The 25127-nt window shown below is 42.1% G+C and carries 21 protein-coding genes; 12 read left to right on the top strand and 9 right to left on the bottom strand.

Going from position 1 to position 25127, the window contains the following annotated elements; translation table 11 throughout:
• Positions 1-40 precede the first annotated feature (40 nt).
• The 4 genes from SWP_RS14265 to SWP_RS14250 all read left to right on the top strand — a co-directional run bounded on the left by SWP_RS14265 (position 41) and on the right by SWP_RS14250 (position 5340).
• Positions 41-688 (top strand): HupE/UreJ family protein, encoded by a 648-nt coding sequence (locus SWP_RS14265; RefSeq protein WP_420804971.1) that lies wholly within the window; start codon positions 41-43, stop codon positions 686-688.
• 20 nt (positions 689-708) lie between these two features.
• Positions 709-1224 (top strand): hypothetical protein, encoded by a 516-nt coding sequence (locus SWP_RS14260; protein ID WP_020913246.1) that lies wholly within the window; start codon positions 709-711, stop codon positions 1222-1224.
• A 39-nt stretch (positions 1225-1263) separates the two neighbouring features.
• Positions 1264-1623 (top strand): DUF6488 family protein, encoded by a 360-nt coding sequence (locus SWP_RS14255; RefSeq protein WP_020913245.1) that lies wholly within the window; start codon positions 1264-1266, stop codon positions 1621-1623.
• Between the two features lie 867 nt (positions 1624-2490).
• Positions 2491-5340, top strand: a complete 2850-nt coding sequence (locus SWP_RS14250; RefSeq protein ID WP_020913244.1) for a TonB-dependent receptor — start codon at positions 2491-2493, stop codon at positions 5338-5340.
• Positions 5341-5508: 168 nt separating this feature from the next.
• Here the strand turns inward: SWP_RS14250 and SWP_RS14245 are convergent, their stop codons facing one another.
• Positions 5509-6759 carry a valine--pyruvate transaminase gene (locus SWP_RS14245; RefSeq protein ID WP_020913243.1) on the bottom strand — a complete coding sequence of 417 codons (1251 nt, stop codon included), beginning with the start codon at positions 6757-6759 and terminating at the stop codon, positions 5509-5511.
• A 533-nt stretch (positions 6760-7292) separates the two neighbouring features.
• Between SWP_RS14245 and SWP_RS14240 the strand changes: the two genes are divergently transcribed.
• Entirely contained in the window at positions 7293-7616 is a 324-nt protein-coding gene (locus SWP_RS14240) for a hypothetical protein (RefSeq protein ID WP_044555951.1), read from the top strand.
• 344 nt (positions 7617-7960) lie between these two features.
• Here the strand turns inward: SWP_RS14240 and SWP_RS14235 are convergent, their stop codons facing one another.
• The 3 genes from SWP_RS14235 to SWP_RS14225 form a co-directional block, all read right to left on the bottom strand.
• Entirely contained in the window at positions 7961-9181 is a 1221-nt protein-coding gene (locus SWP_RS14235) for a HAMP domain-containing sensor histidine kinase (RefSeq protein WP_228371066.1), read from the bottom strand.
• A 103-nt stretch (positions 9182-9284) separates the two neighbouring features.
• A complete protein-coding gene (locus tag SWP_RS14230) occupies positions 9285-9968 on the bottom strand; it encodes a winged helix-turn-helix domain-containing protein (protein ID WP_020913240.1) in 684 nt (227 codons plus the stop codon).
• A gap of 45 nt (positions 9969-10013) precedes the next feature.
• Positions 10014-10553: a PepSY domain-containing protein gene (locus SWP_RS14225; RefSeq protein WP_020913239.1), complete on the bottom strand. Its 540-nt coding sequence runs from the start codon at positions 10551-10553 to the stop codon at positions 10014-10016.
• A gap of 561 nt (positions 10554-11114) precedes the next feature.
• Here SWP_RS14225 and SWP_RS14220 point away from each other — a divergent pair.
• The 3 genes from SWP_RS14220 to SWP_RS14210 all read left to right on the top strand — a co-directional run bounded on the left by SWP_RS14220 (position 11115) and on the right by SWP_RS14210 (position 16906).
• Positions 11115-12257, top strand: coding sequence for an exonuclease SbcCD subunit D (locus SWP_RS14220; RefSeq protein WP_020913237.1), 1143 nt, complete (start codon positions 11115-11117; stop codon positions 12255-12257).
• On the top strand, positions 12254-15322 hold the full coding sequence (locus tag SWP_RS14215; protein ID WP_020913236.1) for an AAA family ATPase: 3069 nt from the start codon (positions 12254-12256) through the stop codon (positions 15320-15322). Before SWP_RS14220 ends, SWP_RS14215 begins: the two co-directional genes overlap by 4 nt.
• 297 nt (positions 15323-15619) lie before the next feature.
• Positions 15620-16906 carry a peptidoglycan DD-metalloendopeptidase family protein gene (locus SWP_RS14210; protein WP_020913235.1) on the top strand — a complete coding sequence of 429 codons (1287 nt, stop codon included), beginning with the start codon at positions 15620-15622 and terminating at the stop codon, positions 16904-16906.
• A gap of 78 nt (positions 16907-16984) precedes the next feature.
• On the opposite strand, the gene SWP_RS14205 is transcribed toward SWP_RS14210, so the two are convergent.
• From SWP_RS14205 to SWP_RS14195, 3 genes are all read right to left on the bottom strand, one after another.
• The gene (locus SWP_RS14205) at positions 16985-17407 is read right to left on the bottom strand and encodes a hypothetical protein (protein WP_020913234.1); all 423 of its coding nucleotides are present in this window, start codon (positions 17405-17407) and stop codon (positions 16985-16987) included.
• Positions 17408-17475: 68 nt separating this feature from the next.
• Positions 17476-17982 carry a M48 metallopeptidase family protein gene (locus tag SWP_RS14200; protein ID WP_044555950.1) on the bottom strand — a complete coding sequence of 169 codons (507 nt, stop codon included), beginning with the start codon at positions 17980-17982 and terminating at the stop codon, positions 17476-17478.
• 113 nt (positions 17983-18095) lie between these two features.
• The gene (locus tag SWP_RS14195; RefSeq protein ID WP_044555949.1) at positions 18096-18539 is read right to left on the bottom strand and encodes a DUF3010 family protein; all 444 of its coding nucleotides are present in this window, start codon (positions 18537-18539) and stop codon (positions 18096-18098) included.
• A 205-nt stretch (positions 18540-18744) separates the two neighbouring features.
• On the opposite strand from SWP_RS14195, the gene SWP_RS14190 reads away from it, so the two are divergent.
• Positions 18745-19191: a YHS domain-containing (seleno)protein gene (locus SWP_RS14190; RefSeq protein ID WP_020913231.1), complete on the top strand. Its 447-nt coding sequence runs from the start codon at positions 18745-18747 to the stop codon at positions 19189-19191.
• Positions 19192-19506: 315 nt separating this feature from the next.
• On the opposite strand, the gene SWP_RS14185 is transcribed toward SWP_RS14190, so the two are convergent.
• Entirely contained in the window at positions 19507-20850 is a 1344-nt protein-coding gene (locus SWP_RS14185; protein ID WP_020913230.1) for a DEAD/DEAH box helicase, read from the bottom strand.
• 215 nt (positions 20851-21065) lie between these two features.
• Between SWP_RS14185 and rssA the strand changes: the two genes are divergently transcribed.
• Positions 21066-22049, top strand: a complete 984-nt coding sequence (gene rssA / locus SWP_RS14180; protein WP_020913229.1) for a patatin-like phospholipase RssA — start codon at positions 21066-21068, stop codon at positions 22047-22049.
• A gap of 64 nt (positions 22050-22113) precedes the next feature.
• On the opposite strand, the gene SWP_RS14175 is transcribed toward rssA, so the two are convergent.
• A complete protein-coding gene (locus SWP_RS14175) occupies positions 22114-23112 on the bottom strand; it encodes an NADP-dependent oxidoreductase (protein WP_020913228.1) in 999 nt (332 codons plus the stop codon).
• A gap of 174 nt (positions 23113-23286) precedes the next feature.
• Between SWP_RS14175 and SWP_RS14170 the strand changes: the two genes are divergently transcribed.
• Both SWP_RS14170 and SWP_RS14165 read left to right on the top strand, forming a co-directional pair.
• Positions 23287-23742 (top strand): MarR family winged helix-turn-helix transcriptional regulator, encoded by a 456-nt coding sequence (locus SWP_RS14170; protein WP_020913227.1) that lies wholly within the window; start codon positions 23287-23289, stop codon positions 23740-23742.
• An 81-nt stretch (positions 23743-23823) separates the two neighbouring features.
• The gene (locus SWP_RS14165; protein ID WP_044555948.1) at positions 23824-24510 is read left to right on the top strand and encodes a hypothetical protein; all 687 of its coding nucleotides are present in this window, start codon (positions 23824-23826) and stop codon (positions 24508-24510) included.
• Positions 24511-25127 lie beyond the last annotated feature (617 nt).

The raw sequence follows: 25127 nt of genomic DNA, 5'->3' as shown, positions 1-25127 counted from the left end.
ATTTAAGCTCACGCATTTGCTGTATCCATTATTGATGTTAATGGCATTGGTTTCCATAGAAGCCTTTGCCCATGGCGTTGATGATAGTACGCGCAATTTTTTACAAAGTAACACCGGGGTGCAGATCCTGCCATTTATGTATATCGGCGCTAAGCACATGGTTACCGGATACGACCACTTACTGTTTTTAGTCGGGGTCTTATTCTTCCTACGTCGCAGTAAGGACGTGTTGCTGTACGTCAGCATGTTCACTGTTGGCCACAGCTTAACGCTGATGTCGGGTGTACTGGGTGGCATACAGGTTAATGCTTATCTTATCGATGCAATCATTGGTTTGTCGGTGGTCTATAAGGGCTTTGATAACTTAGGCGGCTTTAAAAAGGTGTTCGGGGTACAACCTAACCCTAAGGCCGCAGTATTGATTTTTGGCCTGTTTCACGGTTTTGGTTTAGCCACCAAAATTCAGGAGTTTCACCTGCCGTCTGATGGACTCGTCGCTAACTTAATCGCCTTTAATGTTGGCGTTGAACTCGGTCAATTTATGGCGCTGATGTTCATATTACTGGGGATTAATTACTGGCGTAGACACAGCAGCTTTAACAAGTTTGCTCGCGTCACCAACATTGCACTTATGAGTGCTGGATTTATGCTAGTTGGCATGCAGCTGACTGGATACTTTATTAACTAATGAAAAAGAGAAATATTTTTATGAGCTCAACAGAAAATAACGGTTCGCTGACTAAAGCGACTTTAGGTTCGTCAATTGTTGCCGGCATCGTATTAGTGCTGTTTATCTTGCCAGCTGAGTACAACATCGATCCAACGGGTGTGGGGAAGGCGTTAGGGCTGACCGTGTTTAACGAGCAAGGTGAGGTGACTCAAGGGGCTCAGCAAAGCGGCGATAGTGCCAATCAATCTGTGGTACTCACCGTGCCAGCGGGTAAGGGCATTGAATACAAGCTGTCGATGAACAAATTTGAAAAAGTCACTTATGAATGGCAAACAGATGGCGGCGATCTTTATGTTGACTTGCACGGTGAGCCGGCGGGCGATACCACGGGCTATTTTGAGAGTTACACCATCGGCACATTGCCTGAGATGAAGGGCAGTTTTACCGTCCCGTTCGACGGCTCACACGGTTGGTACTGGAAGAACAAAACGGACAAAAGTATCAACATTCAGCTCAGCTTTAGCGGTGAATATATCGTTGAAGGTTTGAAGTAATCTTTATTAGCTCAATACAAACTCGATTTAGGAGAGAAAATGAATAAGTTATCAGTATTAATCTGTGCCGGACTCATGGCGCTATCAACGCAAGCATTTGCCCATGGTGATAGTCATAGCACCATCAATGCCGACATGGCTATCAAGCAAGCGCAAACATCGGCAAAAATGCTCGCAGTTAAAGATCACGGAATGTCTGTAGGCAAGCTCGATGATAGCTGGTCGCTTGTTGCCACGTCAGAATTTGTTATGGCTGAAGAGGTTGGCGATGGATATGTTATTAAAGGCTATAACGCCAAAATTGAACAGACGCTATATTTTTCCGTTGATAAAAGTGGCAAAGTCACAGCCGTTGAGCGCAGAGACAACTTTAAAACAAGCCATGGGCATGCGCATTAAGCTATAGCTTCTTATGCTTTAAGTATGCGTAAGTTACAGGGATTGAACTTACGCACTCCTTTCGATTAACCCAAGATATAATCTGCAATCTTTGCATAAAGCGCTCAATTTATCTCGCTGGCAGTGCGGTCAAGCGCCGCTTGTATGAATGCTTTTAACTAGATATTTGGCTTATTGTGGAGTGGATTACCCAATGTAGTCACTTCAAATGTAATACAGCAAAATAGTAGTAAGCAATAAGTATGAAATTAGCTGATTTTGCTATAGCTGATTAGTGTGGAAGAAAAAGTGGCGTTACAGGTTGCTGTTATGTCTTTTACTATAACAATTACAAACATTTAAAACATATTCCATTCCATTTCTAGTATTAATTATGATTAAAGGCCACTCAGGCTTATGCACTCTTCAATAAGATTGCAATGCTTAAAAATCAGCAAAATGAACGCCTATAGGTTTAACTCTTCACCATTAAGTAAATGAAAAGTTTTGTTAGCGTCGAATTATTGATGACGGTAAAGGAATATCTTGTAATGTCTCTATTTACCTTATGTTATTCAATGTGTTAATTAGTCAGTACGACTAATAATTCATGCACATATTTTCATATCAAGTGCACTCAGGTTGCACTGTTTTCGATTAAAATTTCAACTTAATTGGAATAAGGAAAGCATAAAATCTCGTTTATTTGTTATTACAATTAAACTTAATTCTAGGTTTCTAGTAGCTAAATTTTTGGTCGTTGTAAGTCAACTTTACCTGTGTATATTGTATCCCGGATGTTGCAAGGATGTAAACGCGCTAGTTTGGCGTCTTTGTAATTAATCAGCCTACTTAGGTAGATAAAAACAGTATATAGGGAGATTTACATTGTATAAGAATAACTTACTCACCAACTCTGTACGCTTAGCACTCGTCAGTGGCGCTATGACTGCCGCATTCGCAGCTCCTGCTGTATTCGCAGACGAAGAGGATAGTGTTGAGCGCATTGAAGTCACAGGTTCAAGAATTAAAAGAACTGATATGGAGACTTCCTCTCCCATTCACGTGATGGATGCGGAGCAGATAAAAATGAGCGGGTTTACTAATGTCGAAGACATTCTTAATCAGCTGCCACAACTTGAAGCCGGAGAAAATTCATTTCTTTCAAATGGAGCAACTGGTACCTCGTCTCTAGATTTACGTGGTCTAGGCAGTAACCGCACGTTAGTACTAATCAATGGTCGTAGAATGCAAGCCGGCAGTATTACATCTCAAGATGCGGATATTAACCAGATCCCAGCGGCTTTAATTAAGCGAGTTGAAGTGATGACTGGCGGAGCAGCGGCTGTTTATGGCGCGGATGCAGTTGCAGGCGTCGTTAACTTTATAATGGATAAGAGCTTTGATGGTATCTCAATCAATGTTGGCGCTTCAGGTTACCAACATGATAATGATAACGGTTACATTCAAGGGTTAATGGATGAGAAAGGTTATGACTACCCATCTGGCAATACGGATATTGATGGTAAAACCTATAATATCGACCTCACGATTGGCAGTGAGTTTAGTGATGGAAAAGGTCACGCTGTAGCCTATGCAGTTTGGCGTCGAAATGATGAGTTACTGCAAGGCTCACGTGACTATGCTTCTTGTGTATTGAATGCAAAACAATCGGAATGTGCTGGCTCTTCGACAACGCCTTTAGCACACTTTGATATTTATCCTGTAGTCAACGGCAATGTTGATTATGATCAAAATTATTGGGGCTATACCGATCCCAATGGCAATGGGTTTAAGCCTGATGATGGTTATCGATATAACTATGCACCAATAAATCATTTCATGCGTCCCAATGAACGAATCTCTTTTGGTTCATTTATAAATTATGAAATAAACGATCATGCTCGTCCGTATGTGGAACTTTCGTTTATGCAAAACCGGACTGCTGGTCAAATTGCTGAGTCTGGGACATTCTACGATGAAGAGATTTTGATGGATTACAATAATCCATTAATGACAGACTTACAGAAGCAGCAATTGCAGGCTGAGTTTAATCAAACTGATGCAGATCAGTTCGTTGCCTATATCGGTAAGCGTAATGTCGAAGGCGGTGCTCGTGCTAATAATCTTGAGCATAATTCATATCGTATTTTGACGGGAATTGAAGGCGATATAAATGATAACTGGACTTATGATGTGAGTTTTAATTACTCCGCAACTTCATCATCATCTGTTTACATAAATGATTTGCTGTCACCGAAGATAGCGCCAAGAGTTGGTGCTGTTGATACTGAATGCGTTGAAGAAGACGGTTGCCTGTATTACAACGTATTTGAGCCTGATGGAGTCACTGCTGAGCAAGCAGAACAACTGGCTGGTGTAGGAACGCAAACGGGATTGGTAACCCAAACGATTTATAATGGTTATGTTACTGGCGATATCGGGGTTACAGTTCCTTCTGCTTCCGATGCTATCGCGATGGTATTTGGTTTCGAGCGTCGTGAACAAAACTATGAACGAATTTCGGATACTATATATTCAGAAGGTCAACTATTGGGGCAAGGTGGCCCTAACCCAAGCCTATTCGGTGAAATAGATGTGAATGAAGTTTTCACGGAAGTTCAAATTCCTGTTCTAGATAATTTAGCATTTGATTTGGGCGCTCGTTATTCAGACTATTCAACTACAGGTGGAGACTGGACTTATAAAGTCGGTGCCGATTATACATTAGCTGATAATTATATGTTCCGTGCAAGTTTTAACCGAGCTGTTAGAGCACCAAATGTAAATGAATTATTTGGTAGTCCAGTGATTCAACTTTGGGATGGCTCTGATGGTTGTACTACCGATGATAAAGGCAATACTAAGTACACCGCAGCACAATGTGCTAACACCGGGGTGACGGCTTCTCAATATGGTAACTTAAACCCTAATGATGCAGGACAATACAACGAGTTCTCAGGTGGCTCACCAGATCTTGAACCAGAAGAAGCTGAGACATTAACGCTAGGGCTGGTTGCTAACCCAATAGATAACCTAAGTTTTTCTATTGATTACTTTAATATTGAAATGGAAAATGTGATTGACTATATAGGCGCTGAAAGAATTCTAGATATTTGTGCCGTTAGTGGTGAATCTGATTTCTGTAGCAATGTGAACCGTAGCCCGTCAGGAAGCTTGTGGTTAGGAAAAAGTGGTTATGTTACAAATATTATAGGAAATGTAAGCAGTCGAACATGGGAAGGAGTAGATGCTTCTGCCAGTTATCTATTTGAATTGGCAAGTGGTGATCTTTCTTTTGATCTGATTGGCTCATATGCAATGAAAAAGGAGATAAGGCCAGTCGTTGGTAAAGATGAATTCAACTATGACTGTGCAGGAACTGTTAACTCTGACTGTTTTGCATCTCCTAAATGGAGACATACATTGACAGCTAAGTACAGTGCAGATGATTGGGTATTAGCTGCAAAATGGCGTTACTATGGTGAAATTGATTATGATGGTACTGCGGATGAGCGCCTCGTAGAACAAGGTGGTATTGATGCGTATAACTACTTTGACTTGAATGGCAGCTATATTTTTACTGACTATATGTCAGTAACAGCAGGTGTTAATAACATTTTCGATAAAGAGCCTCCAATGGTAGGTAATACTATTGCGTCGAATGCAAATACTGTTGCAGGTTTTTACGACACGCTTGGTCGCTTTATGCATGTGAGTTTAAACTTTAAGTTCTAGTTAACCTCCATATGGTTACGGGCTTTAGTCGTCACGAAAGCATTCAAAATAGTTTGGTTTAGAATGCGTTAATGAAATCCAGTACAGACTATTTGTACTGGATTTTTATGGATTGAGCTTAGTTGTTTACTATGCGGAGATGATATTTATCTTAATTTTCTGAGCTCATTAAATTTGTTCATATGCCTTATTCACCTCTTCAGCAATGATTGCAATTCCTGCACGCATTTGTTTTTCGTCTTGCACGTAGTTCATCCGTAGACACTGGTGTGCGTGAGCCCAGTCCTCTTTTTGACCAAAAAAGAAGTATTCACCTGGCACAATTAATACACCGCGCTCTTTTAGACGGCGATAAAGTTCCTTGGTTGTAATCGGCAGCTCATCAAACCACAGCCAGAGAAACATAGCGCCTTCAGGTTTATGGATCTTGAATCGTTTATCTGTGATGGACTGTTGTAGCAGTGAAAGAGCAAACTCAGATTTTTGCTGATAAAAAGGCTTAATAACCGATTCACTTAAGCGTAATAGGTCACCGGAGTCAATCATGTGCTTTGCTAGCGCAGGCCCAAAGCCTCCTGGTGCTAGGCTGATGATGCCATTAAGGTTGGTTAACGCTTGTGTGATCTCTTCATTAGCTATCACTATGCCGCAGCGAACGCCTGGCAAACCTAATTTTGATAAGCTCATACACAATATGGTGTTGCTGTTCCAAAAAGGAGTAACCTCCTCGAATATGATATTGGGAAACGGCGTACCGTAGGCATTGTCGATGATGAGTGGTATGTCATTATCGCGAGCTAACTCGTCGAGTTTAGCTATTTCAGTATCAGTGAGTACATTTCCGGTTGGGTTTGTCGGTCTGGAAACACATATTGCGGCAACGGAGTCATCAACTTCTAATTGCTCAAAGTCAACATGGTACTTAAATAGGCGGTTATCGAGTTGCTCTATTTCAGGACGATAGGAGATAAAAATATCATCATCGAGACCCGCATCGTTATAACCAATATATTCAGGTGCGAGAGGCAAAAGGATCTTTTTGTGGCTGCCATCGACTTGCTTGCCTGCAAGCAAGTTAAATAGATTAAAAAAGGCACTTTGGCTACCGTTACTTAGGCTGATATTTCTCTCACTGATCTCCCAGCCGTAAGATTCTTTAAGTAAGTTTGCTAACGCCTTTAGAAATGTATTTTTCCCTTGAGGGCCATCATAATTACCTAAAGCTGCTACAAGTTCGCCATTTGCTAACATCTTTGCTGATGCTTGATGAAAGTAATCCTGCATCGCTGGAATGGTGGCTGGGTTGCCGCCTCCCAGCATAATCGCACCTGGTGTGCGCAGTCCGTCATTAAGATCTTGCATTAACTGATTAATGCCGGAGTTACGATTAAATTTCTCACCAAACTTTGAATACTGCATGAAAACGATACCTGAAAATGACGAAAGAGTTTACCTGAGCCTGTAGTAACAATATTCACCGACAAACGCACTGATTTTTTTATTTAATAGTGACTAATTTGCAATGGGTCATGTTTTGTTAAATAAATCGTAAATTATTTGTCCACATTACAGCATTAGCGATTAAAGCGATAAGTGTTAACAACTAAGCTTGAGTGCCTTAACTGTGCTGACTTTGTTAACGAAATTAATTGATAAATTCTAATTCTGGAGTGCACTGCGAAAGTGCTTACTGTGCTCCAGAGTGCGCTTATCATTGCACGTTTATCTGTGGTCATCATTTCCATTTTTGAGGGGATTGTTCTTTGTTGCTAACTCTAAAGGCGCATGTTTTTACTATTTTAGGGACAACCCGTCACTATAGCGCTCGATTCTCCATTGGTGGACGGTTGGAGATTAATGCCAAAGCACAATAAAAGTGCTGTATATACCCATCCCACTTGAAAATGCTTGTTTCAGAGCTGTTGTGCTAATTCAATGCTAGGCGCGTTAACGTGGAAATGGTTATTCCCTTTAAAGTTGGCGCAACCACGAAGTGGGCTTGCACAACCCCTTCTTCGATGGGCTTTTCTTATATAAAAAGCATGGGCTTTACTCTGTGTTATACCAATCAGTATAAAGATTTGATCGCTCAGCGAGAGTTTAGCGACTTTGAGGTAAGGTCATTAAATGCTCCTGCATTAATGACATTCACCACATCCATGTGGTTAGCAATGAATGAAGAGCATAGTTATTCTACGTTCAAATTCATTAACGCAGCATCAAAGCCGCTAAAACTCGCCTTTAGGAGTGTTTTTGGCTTGCTACTTCTGCGTTGAATAAACTCATAAGGGAATAACCATTATGTCATTACTCACTTTGAATTAGCCGGCCTTGAATTAGCGTGCCAAAAACGCTCTGAGTAGATCAACTTCTTATACTGGTTGGTATTATTGATTTTACCAAGGGATCGACCATTAGCTGCAATCAATGCCTCACCTACATGGCCTAGTATGTTCCTAACATGCTAAAGGCATTCCCTCCATCCCTGGAGGTCAGATGTAGGTGTTTAGGCTCAGCATGGAGCAATGAACCTGTGACTAAAGCCCATTAAACTCCCGCTGAATCCTGCATTTTTATGTCGGATGGGTATAAGCGGCAGCTAGAAAATTCTATGTACCGCTTAGTTTGCGAATGTAATTTGAACAGTGAGTCCAGGGTTATTATCCAACAATTCAATGGTACCATTATGCAGTTGTATTATGGCTTTCACTAAGGTTAAACCTAGGCCAAAACCTGCGACTCCACGGCTTTTTTCAATGCGATATAAACGTTGAAAGACTTTCTCTTTTTCGCTGTCGCAGATCCCAGGGCCGTTATCTTTAATGGTAAATCCGTTAGGCGTCAACCTCACTTCAATTTGTGCATTATCACCGGCATATTTACTGGCATTTTCTAATAAATTGTATACGGCGCGAAACAGTAAAGTGGCATCACCTTGGATAAATAAAGGCGATGGTAGCTGCAGAGCAATAAATTGGTGCTTATTCTCAGTAATTGGCTCGATTAAGTCCACTGCGTCGATGATGACTTGCTGTAAATTAACGTTAGTGAAATTTTGGCTATTGTCCTCGCGTTGCTGCTGCAAACGGGTAAGCTCAAGCATTGAGCTAAAAGTGAATAGTATTTCATCAAGTTTCTGCAGCATCGATTCCAATTGTTCAGTTGGCAGGTTTTCAAGCTGCTTATCTAATATTTCAGATTCAATTTGCTGTCTTAAATGGCTAAGTGGGGTTCGTAAATCATGGGCTATCGCATCAGTTATTCCTGCTATAGTTTCAAAAGAATGTTGCAATTGACTAAGCATAGTATTGATATGTGAGGCCATGTGGTCGTATTCATCATTTTGCTCTGATATAGCAACCCGCGCGCTAAGATGACCTGCTTCAACCTGCAACGCCACTTGGTTAAAACCATTGATGCGTTTTAACACTCGTACGGAGAAAATTAAGCCTGTTATTAGGCCTAACAAGATGGCCAAACACAAAGCTATCGCAGATGCGCTTATGAATTGTGCTTTAAGCTCATATAATGATTCATCATCAACGGCGACGATGAGTGTTCCCGAGCCTAAAGGCTGTGCACAACCAGAAACCAGTCTAATTTCATCGTATTGATCTAACCAAATTGGGAAGCGACTTAGGCTTGGGCATTGAGGTAATGTTGGGGCTTCACTCAATCTACCAATAGATTGTTGTTCAGTTTGATAGCTTAAGATGTATTGTCTTGAGCTGTGAGCTTGTAGTTCAAATTGTTCAACAAATTGCGTAGTCGTCAATTGCTCAGCAAGTAATGTTTGTTGAGCAATAATATTCGCCATTTGTAATTGTTGTTGCCGGTTCATTTGACCAATGCTTAATTGGTACAACACAACAAGCAAAATGGCGACTACTGATAGTAATAAGCCTGTATATAAGCGGGTTAAACGCCAAACTGAGTGAGCAGATTTAACCCTGTTCCACCATGCGGTAACCAACGCCACGTACTGTTTCAAGAAGGGAGGGAAGACCATCAAATTCTACCTTTTTTCGTAATCTTGCCATATGCACATCAATCACATTAGTTTGTGGATCAAATTGATAATCCCAAACGGCTTCAAACAGTAATGAGCGAGACACGACTTGCCCGCTATGCTCCATTAAATAACGTAGTAGCTTAAACTCTTTGGGTTGAAGAATAACTTCATTTTTCCCTCTAAATACTTTTCGAGACAGTAATTCCATCTTTAGATCTGCGACCTGCAAGACGTTGGTTTGTTTGTCACTATTCGAACCTTTACGCTGAATCAATATCTCAATACGTACCAGCAGTTCAGAAAGAGCAAAAGGTTTGATCAGATAATCATCACTGCCCTCACGCAGCCCTTTTACTCGTTCTGAAACGCTGTCTAAAGCACTTAGAATTAAGACGGGTGTTTGTTTTCCCGCATTTCTTAACGTAGTTAATACCGTTAAACCATCTAGTTTAGGTAGCATCCGATCGAGTAAAATTAATTGGTAGTCGCCTTCAAGGGCTAAAAATAAACCATCTTGGCCATTTTCAGCCAAATCAATCTCATAACCCTGTTCTTTAAGGGCTTTTTGTAAGTATTGACGAGTTGTTAGGTTATCTTCAATAACAAGAATTCGCAAAAATACTCCTAAGGGGAGTGCCTCTCCCCCATAAAATAGACTGAATTAGCGCTTCATGACAGGTATAACTTTACCTGTTGTGACATCTACAATGACACGAGTTAGGCCTTGTTCACCCATTAATTTAAACTTGTAGAACGTAATACCTTTTTTATTCTCTAATTCAAATTCGATGACATCGGCAGCATATTTTTGCTTCAACTGGGCAATGGTTGTGCTTAAGTTAAAGCTCGAGGCTTGTAACTCTTGTAAAGCTAAAAGATCCTCATCGTCTAAACGGCTTAAGCTATTTTTAGTTTTGTGTTTTAGTACGGCACCATCAGTAAGGCTTAATTCAATCTTATGTTTCTCTTCCGCTTTAAGGTTAACCGCTTCAATTTCGTAGGTTGCTTGATTATTATGATCATCAATTTCAAACTCGACGATATGCTTGGCGTAATCGGTAGTAACCTTATCGACTGCCTGCTCTAAGCTAAAATTCGCCCGTTGCAGTGCTAATGTTGCTAGAGCATCATCTTCTTTGTCGGCAAAGGCTGCTAGTGGTGTGAAAGCCAGTGCAATACAGATTAATTTAGTACATTTCATTTTGTTATCCTAATGAGTTGTTTGCTGAGAACTGAATTGTACGTTGCGCTCCTTGCACCAACGTGGATGATTCATTACAAAAAGTTAATGCGGGTAATAGCCCAAATAACCAAATTCTCCCCCTTAATCGTTAATTGGCTTTCTCAAATGCGAAAGTAAGATCTAATAGAAACCTATTGCTCTAAACCGGTTTCACACTATAAGCGTACTAGGGGATGTTGATTTTTCACGGTTGTTTTTGCCGCAGTTTATTGACTATTTTAACAAGGTGGAGACTATGCCGTTTAGTTATTCTCCACAAATAGCCTGCAGCGCAGTAAAAACAGCCAAGAAGCGTTGCCCTTCGGGTTCGTTTCAATGCTTTTTATTGCTGCGTGATGAGCTTTTCACTTAGCTCGCTAAGCACCATCGCTTAAGTCTTGGCTTAAATGCATTGAATTCAAACAAAAATTAAGCTTGAAAGACCAATAGCCCCTAGACGGGCAATCACACTTGTATAGCAAGGAGGCTTTTCTTACTATAGAAGACTCTCTCATCTCCTTCATTTTTAAACGAGAATGCATGAAATTTATCCACACTTCTGACTGGCATATTGGCAGACAACTGCATAATCAGTCGCTACTAGACGATCAGCGCTATGTCTTGCAGCAAATTATCGAAATAGCAAAAGAGCAAGATGTTGATGCACTGATTATTGCAGGTGATATTTATGATCGCTCAGTGCCGCCAGCAAGTGCAGTAGCATTACTCGATGAAGTGTTAAATACCTTAGTTAACGAGCTTAAAATATCAGTAATTATGATTGCCGGTAATCATGATGGCCATGAGCGATTAGGCTTTGCTTCAAGACAGATGCAGGACAGTGGACTGCACATTATTGGGCCTTTAAGCGCTTCGCTAAATCCCATTGAGCTGAAAGGAAAGCAAGGAAACGCTATGTTTTACCCGCTTCCTTATGCTGATCCAGCCACGGTGCGCCACGTGTTTGAATGTGAAGTCAGTACTCATGAAGAGGCGATGATAAAGCTGCTTGAACAAGTGACTGAACATGATGCTAAAGAGCTACCTAAAGTGGTGATCAGCCACTGTTTTTTAGATGGTGGCAGTGAATCCGATTCAGAAAGGCCAATAAGCATCGGCGGCGCCGATAAAATATCACCAAGTTTATTTTCAGACTATCAATATACGGCTTTAGGGCATTTGCACGGACCTCAATATAAAGGCAGTGAACAGATCCGATATTCAGGCTCGCCGTTGAAATATTCCTTTAGTGAGCAAAATCAGAAAAAGTCAGTCACTTTGGTTGAGTTTGACTCGACTGGCAAAGCAGATATTAGTTTGTTACCCCTATATGGCAAGCGAGATGTTCGCATCGTTGAAGGACTGTTATCGGATATCTTAGTTGCGGGACAAACTGATCCTAACCGAGATGATTACTTAATGGTTCGCCTTCTTGATAAAAGTGCCATTCTCGACGCGATGGGGAAATTACGCGCGGTGTACCCCAATGTATTACACCTTGAGCGAACTGGCCTAATGGCTCAAAATCAACAACTTGATATTGGTAAAGAGCATATCAAAAAAGGTGAACTGGATATGTTCAGCGACTTCTTCTCTCAAGTGTATGGCGAGTCTTTAACTGAAAAGCAGCACAGTGCGATAGTCGATACCATAGATTCCCTGCATAAGGGAGAGCAAGCATGAGGCCGATTAAGTTAACCATGTCTGCATTTGGGCCCTTTGGTGGCCAACAAGTAACAGACTTTGAAGCGCTTGGCGTTCATCCACTGTTTTTGATTAATGGCCCAACAGGTGCGGGTAAAACAACTTTGCTCGATGCTATCTGTTTTGCACTTTATGGAAAAACCACCGGTGATGAGCGTGAAGGCAGCCAGATGCGCTGCGATATAGCCAATGATGATGTGTTAACAGAGGTCACTTTTACGTTTGCATTGGCTGACAATCAATATCGTATTCGCCGAGTGCCTGAGCAGCCGCGAGCGAAGAAGAGTGGCGATGGTTATACAGTACAAAAACCTGAAGCGCAGCTTTATAAGCTGGATGCCGATGGCACAGAACATATACTTGTACCGAGTAAAGTGTCTGAAGCTACAACAGAAATTGAGTTACTCACCGGACTCGATGCCGATCAATTTCGGCAAGTGATGGTATTGCCTCAAGGTAAATTTAGAGAGTTGCTAATGGCAGACTCTAAAGATCGTGAGAAGATATTTAGCCAGTTATTCCAGACGCAAATTTATCGAAAAATAGAAGATAAACTTAAGTTTAAGGCTGCGGCAATAAAAGGCGCTGTGCGGGATCACCGCAATAAACGTGACGGTATGCTGCACAATATCGCAGTAGAGTCTGATGAAGCGCTGTCAAATGAGCTTAATAACCTGGCACCAAAACTTGCTGTAGCAGCCGAAAAAAAAGAAACCGCAAAGCTGGCTCTTATTGAGGTCAATAAGCAGTTTGAAATGGCTAAATTACTGCTAAACGATTTTGAAAACTTAGATAAACTTAAGCGAACCGCAACTGAATTAGCCACGCGAAAAGAGACTGTTGATCTACAGCAATCAAGTTTAGACGCTGGTCAAAAGGCATTACAGCTTAAACCTGTGCTTGAGATGTCTTTAGCACGCGATACCGAAGCATCGCAAGCTCAACATATGGTGTCGCAGGCACGATTTGCCAAGCAGCAAACTGAAAATGCCTTGGCGCTTAGCCTAACTCAATATAGCAGCTTGGCAGAATTAGAACTAAAGCTACAACAAACTCAAAGTGAGCAACAACAATTAGTTCAACTTGTCCCTCAACTTCAAGGGCTAGATAGTGCGCAAAACGCCTTGGCATTAGCAAGCAGCCAACGCGAACAAGCGCAAGAAAAAGGTGTGGCAGCAAAAGCAGCGCTTGATGGGCTATTAGCTGAAAGAACAACGGCGGAGCAGCAAGTGCCGCAGTTGGAATGTGCTGCAGCCGAGTTGGTGAATGCTCAACAAGCGCTTAGTGGGCACAGTGAATTAATTGAACGTTTTACTCATTGGCAAAAAGCCAAATCTGAAGTTGAAACCACAGAGACTGCTTTGCGAGCTGCAAAAGCCCAAGGTCAGCAGCTTCGGCAGGTATTTACCCAAGCACAGGCTCAGCATCAAACACTAAAGTTAGTTTGGCACCGTGGGCAGGCAGCGATGTTGGCCCAACAGTTGACCGTGGGCCAGCCATGCCCAGTTTGCGGCAGTGCTGAGCATCCTAACCTTGCTCAAAGTGAGCAACAATTGCCGACTGAAGAGCAATTGCAACAAGCCCAACTAGCTGAGGACCAGGCCGCAGAGGCGCTTACTCAAGCTAGAGCAAAATACTCTGGACTCACGACTAAACTGCAAGAGCAAATAAAAGTTGCTGATGAATTAAAGCAAAAAATAGAGCAGACAGCAGCCGATAGTGCTGCGTTATCAGTTGAGCAGCTTCGCGAGCAACAACAGGCGTTGAAAAAGCTGGTTGAAACCGCGAGCCATGCAACACAACAATTAGCGAGATTAAGAGAGCAGCTACAAACCTGGCAAGTTAAAGAGCAGACGCTGCGAACAGCACTAGATACAGAGCGTGAGCGATACCAAGGCGTACAGACACAAGTTGCCACATTGCAAGGACAGTTAGAGCAGCTTTTAGTTGCTATTCCAGAGCAATACCGCACTGTTGATTCGCTTAATAGCGCAATCACTCAATCTGAACAACTGTTTGCCAAGCAACAACAATCGATAAATGTTATTCGTCAATCTCACACTAATGCGCTAGAGCAAGATGCATCAGCCAAAGCGGCGTTGGTGAGTGCTGAGGCTAATCTGTCACAAACGACAGAACTTGCAGATAACGCAAAAATATCACTTAGCGAACAGTTAGCATCATCAGGCTTTAGTGAGCAACAGGCATTAATTCAAGCCATGTTGCCGGAAGCGCAGCTACAGCAACTTGCTGCCGAGATAAATCAATATCAACAGGATTGTGTAGCAAACCAAGCTAATTTGGCTCAGTTACATGAAAAACTGCAGCAGCAATCGAAACCTGAATTGGAAGACATTGCAGCTCAATTGAACCTATTACAAACAGAGCAACAACAAGCTGAGCAGGAGTGGCAAGCGTTGCAAGGGCGGGTTACGCAGTTAACTAATACTCAAAAGCAGCTTAACGATGCCGATTCTCAAGCTAAACAATTAGAAGATGAGTACGCAATCGTTGGTACGTTAGCAGATGTTGCCAATGGTCAAACGGGTAACAAGGTGAGTTTACAGCGCTTTGTATTGAGCGTATTACTCGATGATGTATTACTCGAGGCGAGTGAACGCCTGCAGCTGATGAGTAAGGGACGTTATCGCTTAATCCGCAAAGAGGAACGTGCCAAAGGCAATAAAGCATCAGGGCTAGAGCTTGAAGTGGAAGATGCTTACACCTCAAAAGTAAGGCCGGTGGCGACACTTAGTGGTGGAGAAAGCTTTATGGCTGCTCTGTCTATGGCATTGGGATTATCGAATGTGGTTCAGGCTTATGCTGGTGGTATTAAACTGGACACTCTATTTATCGATGAAGGATTTGGTAGCTTAGATCAAGACTCGCTTGACTTGGCGGTTCGTACTTTGATGGACTTGCAATCGGCAGGGCGAATGATTGGGGTAATTTCCCACGTTTCTGAAATGAAAGAGCAGATTGGCACCCGCATCGATATCAACAAGAGTGCTGTTGGTAGTGAAATTTTTATTGTGCTGCCTTGAGGTAATAGTCCTTGTAGTTAGCAACCTGCTTTAAGACTTTAACAAGGCCTAAATATTCGATTTAGGCCTTTTTTGTACCGATTAATAATTTGTTCGGACGTTACATTTCAAGTGAATTCACCTAGTTGCAGGATTATGACTGACTAATTTCAGGTTAAACATGCGATAAAATTGCTGTTTTGTGCGCTGAAATAGTTTTTTACAGGCAGATTATTTGGTATAAATTGACGCTAGCCTTCAATAATAGGGGGCGTTTGGCGTGAATGAAACAAATAATAATTCAAGGTTGGACTTAGGTTGCAGTCAGGTAAAATTTCTTTTTTTAAAATGTCGCTTTTTCGTTTTGCAGCTTTGCCTTCTCTGCATCGGAAAATCCTAATTGGTTCGGTTTTACTGTTTGGCGCAGCATTTATGTTGCCACAGAATCAACAGTTACTATCACAAAGGATCCCGGTTGAGCTCGATATTGATGCTTTGATCTCTCAGTCAACCCCGACTCCTGTAATCAATACACTGTTAGATAAACCTAGATTTGAAAAAGTGATTGTTAAAGGGGACACGTTAAGTGGCCTATTTGAACAAGGTGGCGTCGATCAGCAAACCATGTATCGCGTGTTAGAAGCAGATCTAAACGTACTTGCACTAGATACACTTCAACCTGGTAATGAGATCCAGTTTTGGCTTGACGAAGCTGATAAACTTGAGAAGTTAACACTCTACTTTAGCGCAGCTAGACAGGTCACTTATAGTCGTTTTGATGATGGTTCTTTTAATGTAAATGAAGTCAACATTGAAGGTATTTGGCGTAATCGCAGTGTTGCGGGTGAGATAAATGGTTCTTTTTATCTCTCAGCGCAGAAAATGGGGCTAAATGCCGCCCAGATCCAACGGGTTGAGTCATTATTGAAAGAGAAACTCAATTTTGCTCGTGACTTACGTGCAGGCGATAAGTTCTCTGTATTGATCAATGATCAATACATTGACGGCGTAGCTACGGGGTCGAGTGATATCTTGGGGGTCACCATCGACCGTGGCCGCAGCAGTATTAATGCTTATCAATTCACCGATGGTAATTTCTACGATGAGCAGGGCAGAAGCTTAGCGCGCGCCTTTCAGCGAATCCCACTGCAGCGAAATTATCGTATAAGCTCTCGATTTAACCCACATCGTCATCACCCAGTAACAGGCCGTACAAGCCCACATAATGGTACTGATTTTGCCACGCCTATAGGCACCAAAGTTATTGCGCCAGGTGATGGTATTGTCTCATTGGTTACCGATCATCGATTTGCAGGTAAGTATGTGGTGATAGAGCATGGTAATAAGTACCGTACTCGCTATTTACATCTGTCGAAATCTTTGGTGCATAAAGGTCAGCGAGTATCTCGTGGCCAAGTCATTGCGCTATCGGGCAATACAGGCAGGATCACTGGGCCGCACTTACACTATGAATTCCATATTAATGGCCGAGCGGTTGATCCAATGAAAGCCAAGATCCCAATGGCAAATCAATTATCTAAAAAGCAGATGGGTGCCTTTGAGCAATTAGTTCGGGTGAGAAAGATGATGATGGGACAAGTTTAAATTTGGTAATTCAAAGTCGAATATAGCCAATCTTCGTTAAAATAAAGGTCATCAACTGATGGCCTTTATTTTGCCTGTTTACAAGCTAACCTTTAAAGCTTGCAGGCGTTGTTGCTGTTTTAACGCACATAGGCAGGCTTTGCCTCTAAGTGCTGGGCAACTTTTACAGGGAGTAGCCTTGTAGGGACGATGGATGCTTGCACTGTTGAGGCTTAATTTGTTGATGAGTCTCAGTGATGTAAAAGCACCGTTGTCGTTAGCACTGTGAAGCCTTTTATAAGCAATAGGATGTGAGGTTACGTTATTGTGGCTTGCAAGCTTAGCTTGATATTTAAGAATTTTAAGCTGATATTTCTCTATTTTTTGTTGGCGCTTATTCAGAGAAAAAGCACGTTCGATGCAGTTTGTTGCTGTCAAAGAGGAGTAAAACCTAAGTTTACGCTGTGATTTAGCTAACTTGCTTTGATATTTTTGTTGATGACTTTGCTGCTTTAGCTTCATTACAACTCACAGTTTGACCTTACTACGTATATTGTAAATGAAAATCGTTATCAATTAAAGTGGCAAACTTAGCAATAGGGATTTTGATCGGCATCGATTAGGGTTAACAATAGCCTTAATTCAAACTCAAGTTGATGATAATCTCCATCCATATGACAACATAGCTGATAGAAAGCTTTGTTGTGCTCTTTCTCTTTTAGGTGTGCAAGCTCATGCACGACCACCATTCTTAGCAGTCCTTCTGGCACTCTCTTTAGTCGTGAAGATATACGAATTTCATTCTTCGCTTTTATCTTTGAGCCTTGTTTACGTGCAACATAGGAGTGTAAACCCAGCGCTTGATGCTTAAGGGATATCTTGTCATCAAAGATAACTTTAGACAGTGGCTGAGATTTACGTAGATATTGATTCTTTATCGCGATGGTGTAGTCGTAGAGTGCTTTGTCTGTGCGTACCGAATGGATTTCTGGATGTCTTTTAATTAGAAAATCGGCTAATTTACCTTGCGATAATAAGGTTTGAACTTGCTGTTGAATTTCACTCTGGTAGCCGTTTAGATAAGGAAGAGATTGCATAATGAGGTTAGTCAATTAGGGAGATATTATAAAAGGGACGGTAGCATTTAGTTGCAACCTTTTAGCATTAATTTTGCATCAAGGTTCACGTCCCTAGCTGTATTTCTCTTTAACTACTCTTCTTCTACCTTGAAGATGGTTAAGTTATGAGAAGCATAAGCCGCTTCGAAAGCATTCTTTTGGAAACGCTTAAGCCCAAGACCTTCAAAGTCAACTTGCGGCGGATTACGCTTAAGCTGTGCTTTAACGATAACAGGGGAGATGAGGGTTACAGGTAGTGATAATACTTGAATAGCAGCCTCAAGTTTAAAACTGGTTATGCTGCCTGCACCTTTACCTTTTTGTTCGCGTTCAATGATGACAACTTCATCAACACGATAATCTTCTAGTAGTTTACCAAAGGCAAAGTGAAACTCCCGAATCGTTTCGGTTTGCGCTGAGTTTGAAATAGCGAATGATTTCTGACGGCAATCAGGCACATTATAGGTTTCGCCTTCATAACTTAATAAACTGATGATGGCTTCGCCACCTTTTAACTCTACGCCACAAACTCTCATGATAAACCTTAACAATAACAATATTGCGCATATTGTAGCGTTATTTTGCTCAGTGGTCAGCGTTTAGCATTGGCATATTGCAAATATATTTTGGTTTGTTGTATGACATTTCAGCTAACTTCATTTAAATGAGTAGTAATGAAATACGTTATGCCGTCGCTCGGTCTAGTTGGTTATGTAATGTGTAATGGGAGAGAGGGAAATTATGAAACGGATCTACAATCTAACGGCTATTTTGTTGAGTTTGGTTTTAGTTGGCTGTACTAGCTTAGGCGGTGAACCTACGTTTCAAAATGAAGGCATCGCAGTTAATGGCTACGACGTGGTTGCTTATTTTACTGAGCAGGAACCAGTTAAGGGTAACCTTGAATTTAGCAGCCATTATAAAGATACCCAATGGCTTTTTAGCAGTGAAGAACATAAATTGTTGTTTGAACAAAACCAACAACAATACCTACCACAATACGGTGGTTACTGTGCCTATGGCATGTCGAAAGGTTTTGTGGTGGATACTGATCCAAATGCCTTTACCATATTAAACAACAAGCTTTACTTAAATTATAGCCTTGGCGTGCGGGAGACATGGTTACAAGATACCGCTTTGTATATAAAACGTGCAGACAAAAACTGGTTAGAAAAGATTGCTAAATAAATCTTCTACTTTGACAAGGCGGACGCGACGTCGTTTAGTTATTGTCCGCAATTAACCTACAACACAGTCAAAATAGCCAAGAAGCGCGGCCTTTCGGGGGCGTTTCAATGCTTTTATTCTTTTATGACTAGCATGTGTTACGAGCTTTCGCTTTGCCAGTTAAGTAGCACCGCTCAAGGCTTGTATTAAAATAAATTATTCCTGACGGTAAATAATTGAACAAAAACTATGCTCGAAAGGTCAACAGCCCCTAATAAAAAGCCGCTGTGATAGTATTTTATCACAGCGGCTATAAAGCGTTATATAAGCAGCTTATTAATCTTCAGGTGTATCCTGCAGCTTAGCTTTTTGCTTTCTAAGCATAGGTGCATCACCGACGTCGACGCCTGTTGCAAAGCGTCTATCGCGATTAGCTGTAGCTTTAGCCGAAGATTTTTTCTTGGCGGTTGCTGCTTTTTTCTTTGCTGCGGCAGGTTTTGCTTTCTTGTTGTTCTTTGCTTTTGGTTTCAAGCCGGTAAATTTACCTTTCAACCCTTCAAGTTCACTAAAAGCAAACTGTTTATTAAGGAAGGTTTGTACTTGGGTAAAGTTAACCCAATCTTTAGGGCCGACTAATGAAACCGCGTCGCCTTTAGCGCCAGCTCGTCCAGTACGTCCAATACGGTGGACATACTCTTCGGCAAATTTTGGCATATCAAAGTTGATCACTAAAGATACGTTAAGTAAATCTAGACCACGAGATGCGACATCAGTAGTCACCAATATCTGTTGTAAACCTCGGCTAAACTCATCCATGATTTGGTTACGGGCACTTTGCTTTAGCTCGCCACTGAGTGAGGCCGTTTTAAAGCCATCATCAGCAAGTTTCTTCGCTAGGCGGTCGGTATCTTGTCGAGTCGCGGTAAAGATGATGATCTGCTTTTGCTGTTCGTCTTTTAAAATGCGCGATAATAACGCTTCTTTATGATCAAGGTGATCACAAAGGAATATACGCTGAGTAATATCTTTGTGCTCTAAGTTACCAGCGCCAATAGCAACATGTTCTGGGGTTTTAAGCAGCTCAGCGGCGATTTCATCGACATCACCGTGATCAAGTGTTGCCGAAAACATCAGTGTTTGGCGACGTTTATGATCGGCCGCATTGTTAATTTGTTTAAGCTGTTCTGCAAAACCTAAGTCCAACATACGGTCGGCTTCATCGAAGATAAGTAGCTCAAGACCATTGAGGTGCAAGTGATGTTGTTTCAGGTGATCGGCTAAGCGACCCGGTGTGGCCACAACAAAATGTGGGTCACGAGCCAGTGCTTTTGCTTGGTCGTTGAAATTTTCACCGCCAAGAATTTTAGTGGCTTTAAACTGAGTATTAGCAACTAATAAACGCAGTTGACTATAAACTTGGGTTGCCAGCTCACGAGTGGGTAGCAAAATAACCGCGCGAGGGTCGCGCTTACTCAATGCTTTACACGAAATCATCCTTTGCATTGCAGGTAGCAAAAATGCCAAGGTCTTGCCTGAACCTGTTTTAGATGATGCCATTAGATCTTTGCCTGCAAGGGCAATAGGTATGGCTTGTTCCTGGATCTCGGTTGGGGTGTCTATTCCCATGTGCTTTAATGTTTGTAACAGACGTTGATCCAGTGAAAAATCGGTGAATTGCAAAGGTGAACTCCTTAAATAATCTGACCGCGTATTATAGCCTAGATAGATAGAGCAGGGCTATGACTAGCGATTAAGTTTATTTTAAAGAAGTTGAATTAAACGCTTAGGATAGGCTGAGTGTAGCTGAAGAGCACATTAGAGTGGTAAAATCGGCGTCGATCAAAACACTAGCATTGTTAGGTTGAGCTTAATATTGGCTGTAGGAGTCAAAAATCGTGTCAGAAAAAAATCATTCGGTTCGAATAGGGCTAGCCCTTGGAAGTGGTGCAGCAAAGGGCTGGGCGCATATTGGTGTGTTGAATGGGCTGGCTAAGTTGGGTGTTTACCCTGATAAAATTGCTGGTTGCTCTATTGGTGCTGTGGTAGGCGCCGCATATGCTAATGATAATTTGGCTGAGCTAGAAGGCTGGGTGCGTAGCTTTAGTAGCTGGGATGTATTGGGACTCATGGATTTGAGTTGGCGTAAAGGCGGCTTAATCGGTGGTGAAAAAGTGTTTGATGTACTGCAAAAACGCATGGGCGATATACAGATTGAGCAGCTTAAAAAACCATTTGCAGCAGTCGCTACCGATCTTTATTCAGGACAAGAGATTTGGTTTACAGAGGGAGATTTACGCCATGCGGTGAGAGCATCATGCTCTATGCCCGGTATTTTACCGCCCGTCAAAGTCGGCGAACGTTGGCTGGTGGACGGCGCTGTAGTGAACCCTGTTCCTGTGTCAGTTAGTCGTGCAATGGGGGTCGATATTGTGATTGCGGTTGATCTTCATGGTTTGCGCCGTGGCCGATTGCAAGTATTACCCGTTAATATGAAGAGTAACAAGCCTACTACAGAGGAGGAAGCGGAAGCTGAAAAGCATCAAGAGAAAGGTTTTACTGATCTGTTAGCTCGGGGAAGAGACTATATTAGCGGCCTGACTGATAAGCTTTCATTGAGTCAAAAGCTCGAAAATAGCCAAAGCCCAAACCCTGGAATGTTAGCGGTAATGTCGCAGTCTATGGATATATTGGAGCAACGGCATAAAAGAGCTCGATTAATGGGTGATCCGCCTGATATTTGTATTGTGCCGGATCTAGGTGATATTGGTACTATGGAGTTTCATCGCGCGGAAGAAGCTATTGCGGCAGGAGAGGCGGCTGTAGAGCAAGTTGCGCATCTTATTGAAGCTGCTTTAGCGCCACATCGAATAACCGAATAAACCTTAAAAATGGGGCAATAAAAAGGGCTTAAAGCCCTTTTTTATTGCCGTTATCAAGTATTAATTAAGTCAACTTCACAATCATTTTGCCGCGGTTTTTACCTTCGAACAATCCGATAAAGGCTTCTGGTGCATTTGACAGCCCCTCATAAACCGTTTGTTCAGCGGTGACTTTGCCCTCCGCTAACCATTGGCCCATTTGCTTGGCAAACTCTGGGTAATGTGCCCAATGTTCAAACACAATAAAGCCTTCAATTTTCAGCTTTTTCATAATGATTTGTGCTAAGTTTGCCGGTCCTGGGGTCGGCACCGTATCATTATATTGTGCAATCATGCCGCAAACTGCAATACGACCATGGTCTTTCATATTGTTAAGTGCAGCAGTTAGGTGTTCGCCACCGACGTTCTCGAAATAGACATCAATCCCTTCTGGCGCGGCTTGGGCAAGTGCTGCCGTAAGATCGCCACAGGTTTTGTAGTTGATAACAGCGTCTACACCGAGTGATTTTATGTGCTCAGCCTTCTCATCAGAGCCAACCGATGCAATCACTCGGGCGCCCATTAGTTTGCCTATTTGTACCGCAACGCTACCAACGGCCCCGGATGCTGCAGAGACAAATAAGGTTTCCCCCGATTTTAGCTCCGCGATACGGTTAAGGCCTGTCCAAGCGGTCATACCTGGCATGCCAAGCACACCTAAAAAATGTGACTCGCTGATCGGTGTTTGTGGTAGGCGAGTGATCTCTGTACCGTCAGTAACATAATGGCTGCGCCAGCCGTGCATGCTGTTAACTTTGCTGCCAACTGGGAACTCGCTATTGTTCGATTCGATTACTTCGCCAATTGCGCCACCTTCAAGTACAGCGCCTATTTCAAAAGGTGCAATGTAACTTTTTCTATCAATCATGCGACCACGCATGTATGGGTCGACGGACATCCATAGATTCTTAACTAAAAACTCACCGTCTTTAATCGCAGCTAATGCCACTTCAGCTTCAGCGAAATTGTTGGCGTTAGGCAGGCCTTCAGGGCGAGATTTCAGTTGAATTTGCTTAGCGTTCATAGTGATCCTTTATTTTTGTTTGCGCACAAAGTAATTGCTCGCATCATAACTAAAGATTAAGAGCGATGTAAATAGTTTGCGCGCAAATTATTTTTGCGCAAGTAAAGTGCGGATTGGCTAGTGTTGTTAATGCTAGTCAGGTAAAATTGCCACACTTAATCGAGGGAGAAACTAGTGGCGGATAACAAAGTGTCAAATAATGATAGCCCAGCATGTTTATCAGATAACGTATGTTTTGCGCTGTATACCGCTGGCAATGCACTTATGCGTGCATACCGCCCCCTGTTGGACCAGTATGAATTGACCTATCCACAATATTTGGTTATGCAAGCGCTATGGCTAAAAGATCGAGCGAGCATGACGCAATTATCTCAAGCTACACGTTTGGATATGGGAACGTTGTCACCAATCGTAAAGCGATTAGAGATAAAATTGTTTCTGCAGCGACTACCTGATGAAACCGATGAACGTAAAAAAGTGATCGCATTAACGACCACCGGCTTGTCGCTGCAAGCCGATGCATTGTCACAAAAGCAAACACTATTAGAGAAGGTGAGTATGACCGAGCAGGAGATTGAGTCTCTGCGCGTGTTATGCTTAAACTTGACCACGCAATTGAACCAAAAGTAACCAGTCAATTTGATCGTTTAAAAAGCGGCACAGTTCCTGCTTTAATCGCTGCATGATTAAGCTAACGCCGAATTTTTGACGATGAACCCATTAAGTAGTATCAATAACCCTGTTAATAGCGGTGCAGTTCTCGCCGATGCCTACGGCGCTTCTGGCAGCCAATCAAGTGTTAATAGTGCTAATGGCATTCAAGGCGTTAATGCGAGTGCTAAAACATCAGCTTCAAATGCTCCGAGTAAAGACGATAACGGTCTTGTGTTATCGGGCCGTGCAGAGCGGGCGCAAAAAATCGAAGCGATAGCGAAAGATTTCTTCCAAGATGGTAGCTTTAGCACTGAAAAGCTCCCCAACCTTATTCAACGCTTATATCAAGATGGCATTCTGTCTGATGGACAATTGAATCGCTTGACCAATAGTGGCTTTGATATTCCGCCGACTGAAGAGCAATCTTTAGCTGATTTTATTGATGAGCAGCGTGCGACACTCACCAACAGTAGTGAAGATCGTGAATTGGCCGGTACTTTAGATGAAGCAAAGTGGGTTATGCGTACTATGGATGCGATTCAATCGCCAGTGGTAGCCCAAAAAGCTAATCGAGTGGCAAGTGACATTACAGCACTGCTGGAGTCAGATAGAACACTTACCGATCAACAGAAAAACCAATATCAAGGCATTAAGTCATTAATGCAGCTAGCCTCAATGACGGGTGAGCATCAACAGGCAACTGGTCAGCTAAACAGTTATCTGGCACTGGCAAAACGGCATTAATACCATTTGCATTAAGTATTTGACCCGTTCAGAGCCCCTCAGTCTTTTCAATTCAAAGCGCTTTGGTAAAGAGATGGTTATTCCCTTTTAAGCCAACGCAAAGCAGAAGTGGAAAGACTGAGGTGCTCACTTAGTGCGGCTGAGGTAAAAAATTGGCAAAACGTTGTATGATTCGTTATAGGGTTTGGATATACGATTAAATGGTTTATTTTGTTCCATACAAAATAAGGCATTCCCTGTTAAAAAGACGAAATAGTATTTAACACTAATCAGGCTATTATTGTGTCGACTTTACGGCGTGATAATAGCGTTTTGTAGCGGCTTAAACTCATTTCCTGCCGCCATGGCAAAGAGTTAAACTAAGGCGTTAATGTCATCTTGGTTTTTATCCACAATTTATCCCAATTTTATCCTGCTACTAGCGGTCTTAATTGCCATCGTCAAGGGCATAATTTTAGATAAGCGGGATCGTCCCCAGTTATTTTTTCTTATTATCTTCGTTGTGTAAAATAATGATCTGGATCAAAGTACTCGTTGTCTTTTTATAGCTTAATGCGCCACATATTGTGATTTTGATTTAAAGTAATACTATATGTAGTGTTGCTTGTGGATGATGC

Source organism: Shewanella piezotolerans WP3, assembly GCF_000014885.1.
Taxonomy (GTDB): domain Bacteria; phylum Pseudomonadota; class Gammaproteobacteria; order Enterobacterales; family Shewanellaceae; genus Shewanella; species Shewanella piezotolerans.
The sequence above is the reverse complement of the archived record's forward strand: the minus strand, read 5'-3'. Positions and strand labels throughout refer to the sequence as shown.

Excerpts from the sequence above, each read along its gene's own strand:
- SWP_RS14190 (WP_020913231.1), top strand. The coding sequence starts at position 18,745 with ATGAAACGGATCTACAATCTAACGGCTATTTTGTTGAGTTTGGTTTTA.
- SWP_RS14225 (WP_020913239.1), bottom strand. The coding sequence starts at position 10,553 with ATGAAATGTACTAAATTAATCTGTATTGCACTGGCTTTCACACCACTA.
- SWP_RS14245 (WP_020913243.1), bottom strand. The coding sequence starts at position 6,759 with ATGCAGTATTCAAAGTTTGGTGAGAAATTTAATCGTAACTCCGGCATT.
- SWP_RS14215 (WP_020913236.1), top strand. The coding sequence starts at position 12,254 with ATGAGGCCGATTAAGTTAACCATGTCTGCATTTGGGCCCTTTGGTGGC.
- SWP_RS14235 (WP_228371066.1), bottom strand. The coding sequence starts at position 9,181 with ATGAACCGGCAACAACAATTACAAATGGCGAATATTATTGCTCAACAA.
- SWP_RS14200 (WP_044555950.1), bottom strand. The coding sequence starts at position 17,982 with ATGCAATCTCTTCCTTATCTAAACGGCTACCAGAGTGAAATTCAACAG.
- SWP_RS14165 (WP_044555948.1), top strand. The coding sequence starts at position 23,824 with ATGAACCCATTAAGTAGTATCAATAACCCTGTTAATAGCGGTGCAGTT.
- SWP_RS14260 (WP_020913246.1), top strand. The coding sequence starts at position 709 with ATGAGCTCAACAGAAAATAACGGTTCGCTGACTAAAGCGACTTTAGGT.
- SWP_RS14205 (WP_020913234.1), bottom strand. The coding sequence starts at position 17,407 with ATGAAGCTAAAGCAGCAAAGTCATCAACAAAAATATCAAAGCAAGTTA.
- SWP_RS14195 (WP_044555949.1), bottom strand. The coding sequence starts at position 18,539 with ATGAGAGTTTGTGGCGTAGAGTTAAAAGGTGGCGAAGCCATCATCAGT.
- SWP_RS14265 (WP_420804971.1), top strand. The coding sequence starts at position 41 with ATGGCATTGGTTTCCATAGAAGCCTTTGCCCATGGCGTTGATGATAGT.
- SWP_RS14255 (WP_020913245.1), top strand. The coding sequence starts at position 1,264 with ATGAATAAGTTATCAGTATTAATCTGTGCCGGACTCATGGCGCTATCA.
- SWP_RS14175 (WP_020913228.1), bottom strand. The coding sequence starts at position 23,112 with ATGAACGCTAAGCAAATTCAACTGAAATCTCGCCCTGAAGGCCTGCCT.
- SWP_RS14220 (WP_020913237.1), top strand. The coding sequence starts at position 11,115 with ATGAAATTTATCCACACTTCTGACTGGCATATTGGCAGACAACTGCAT.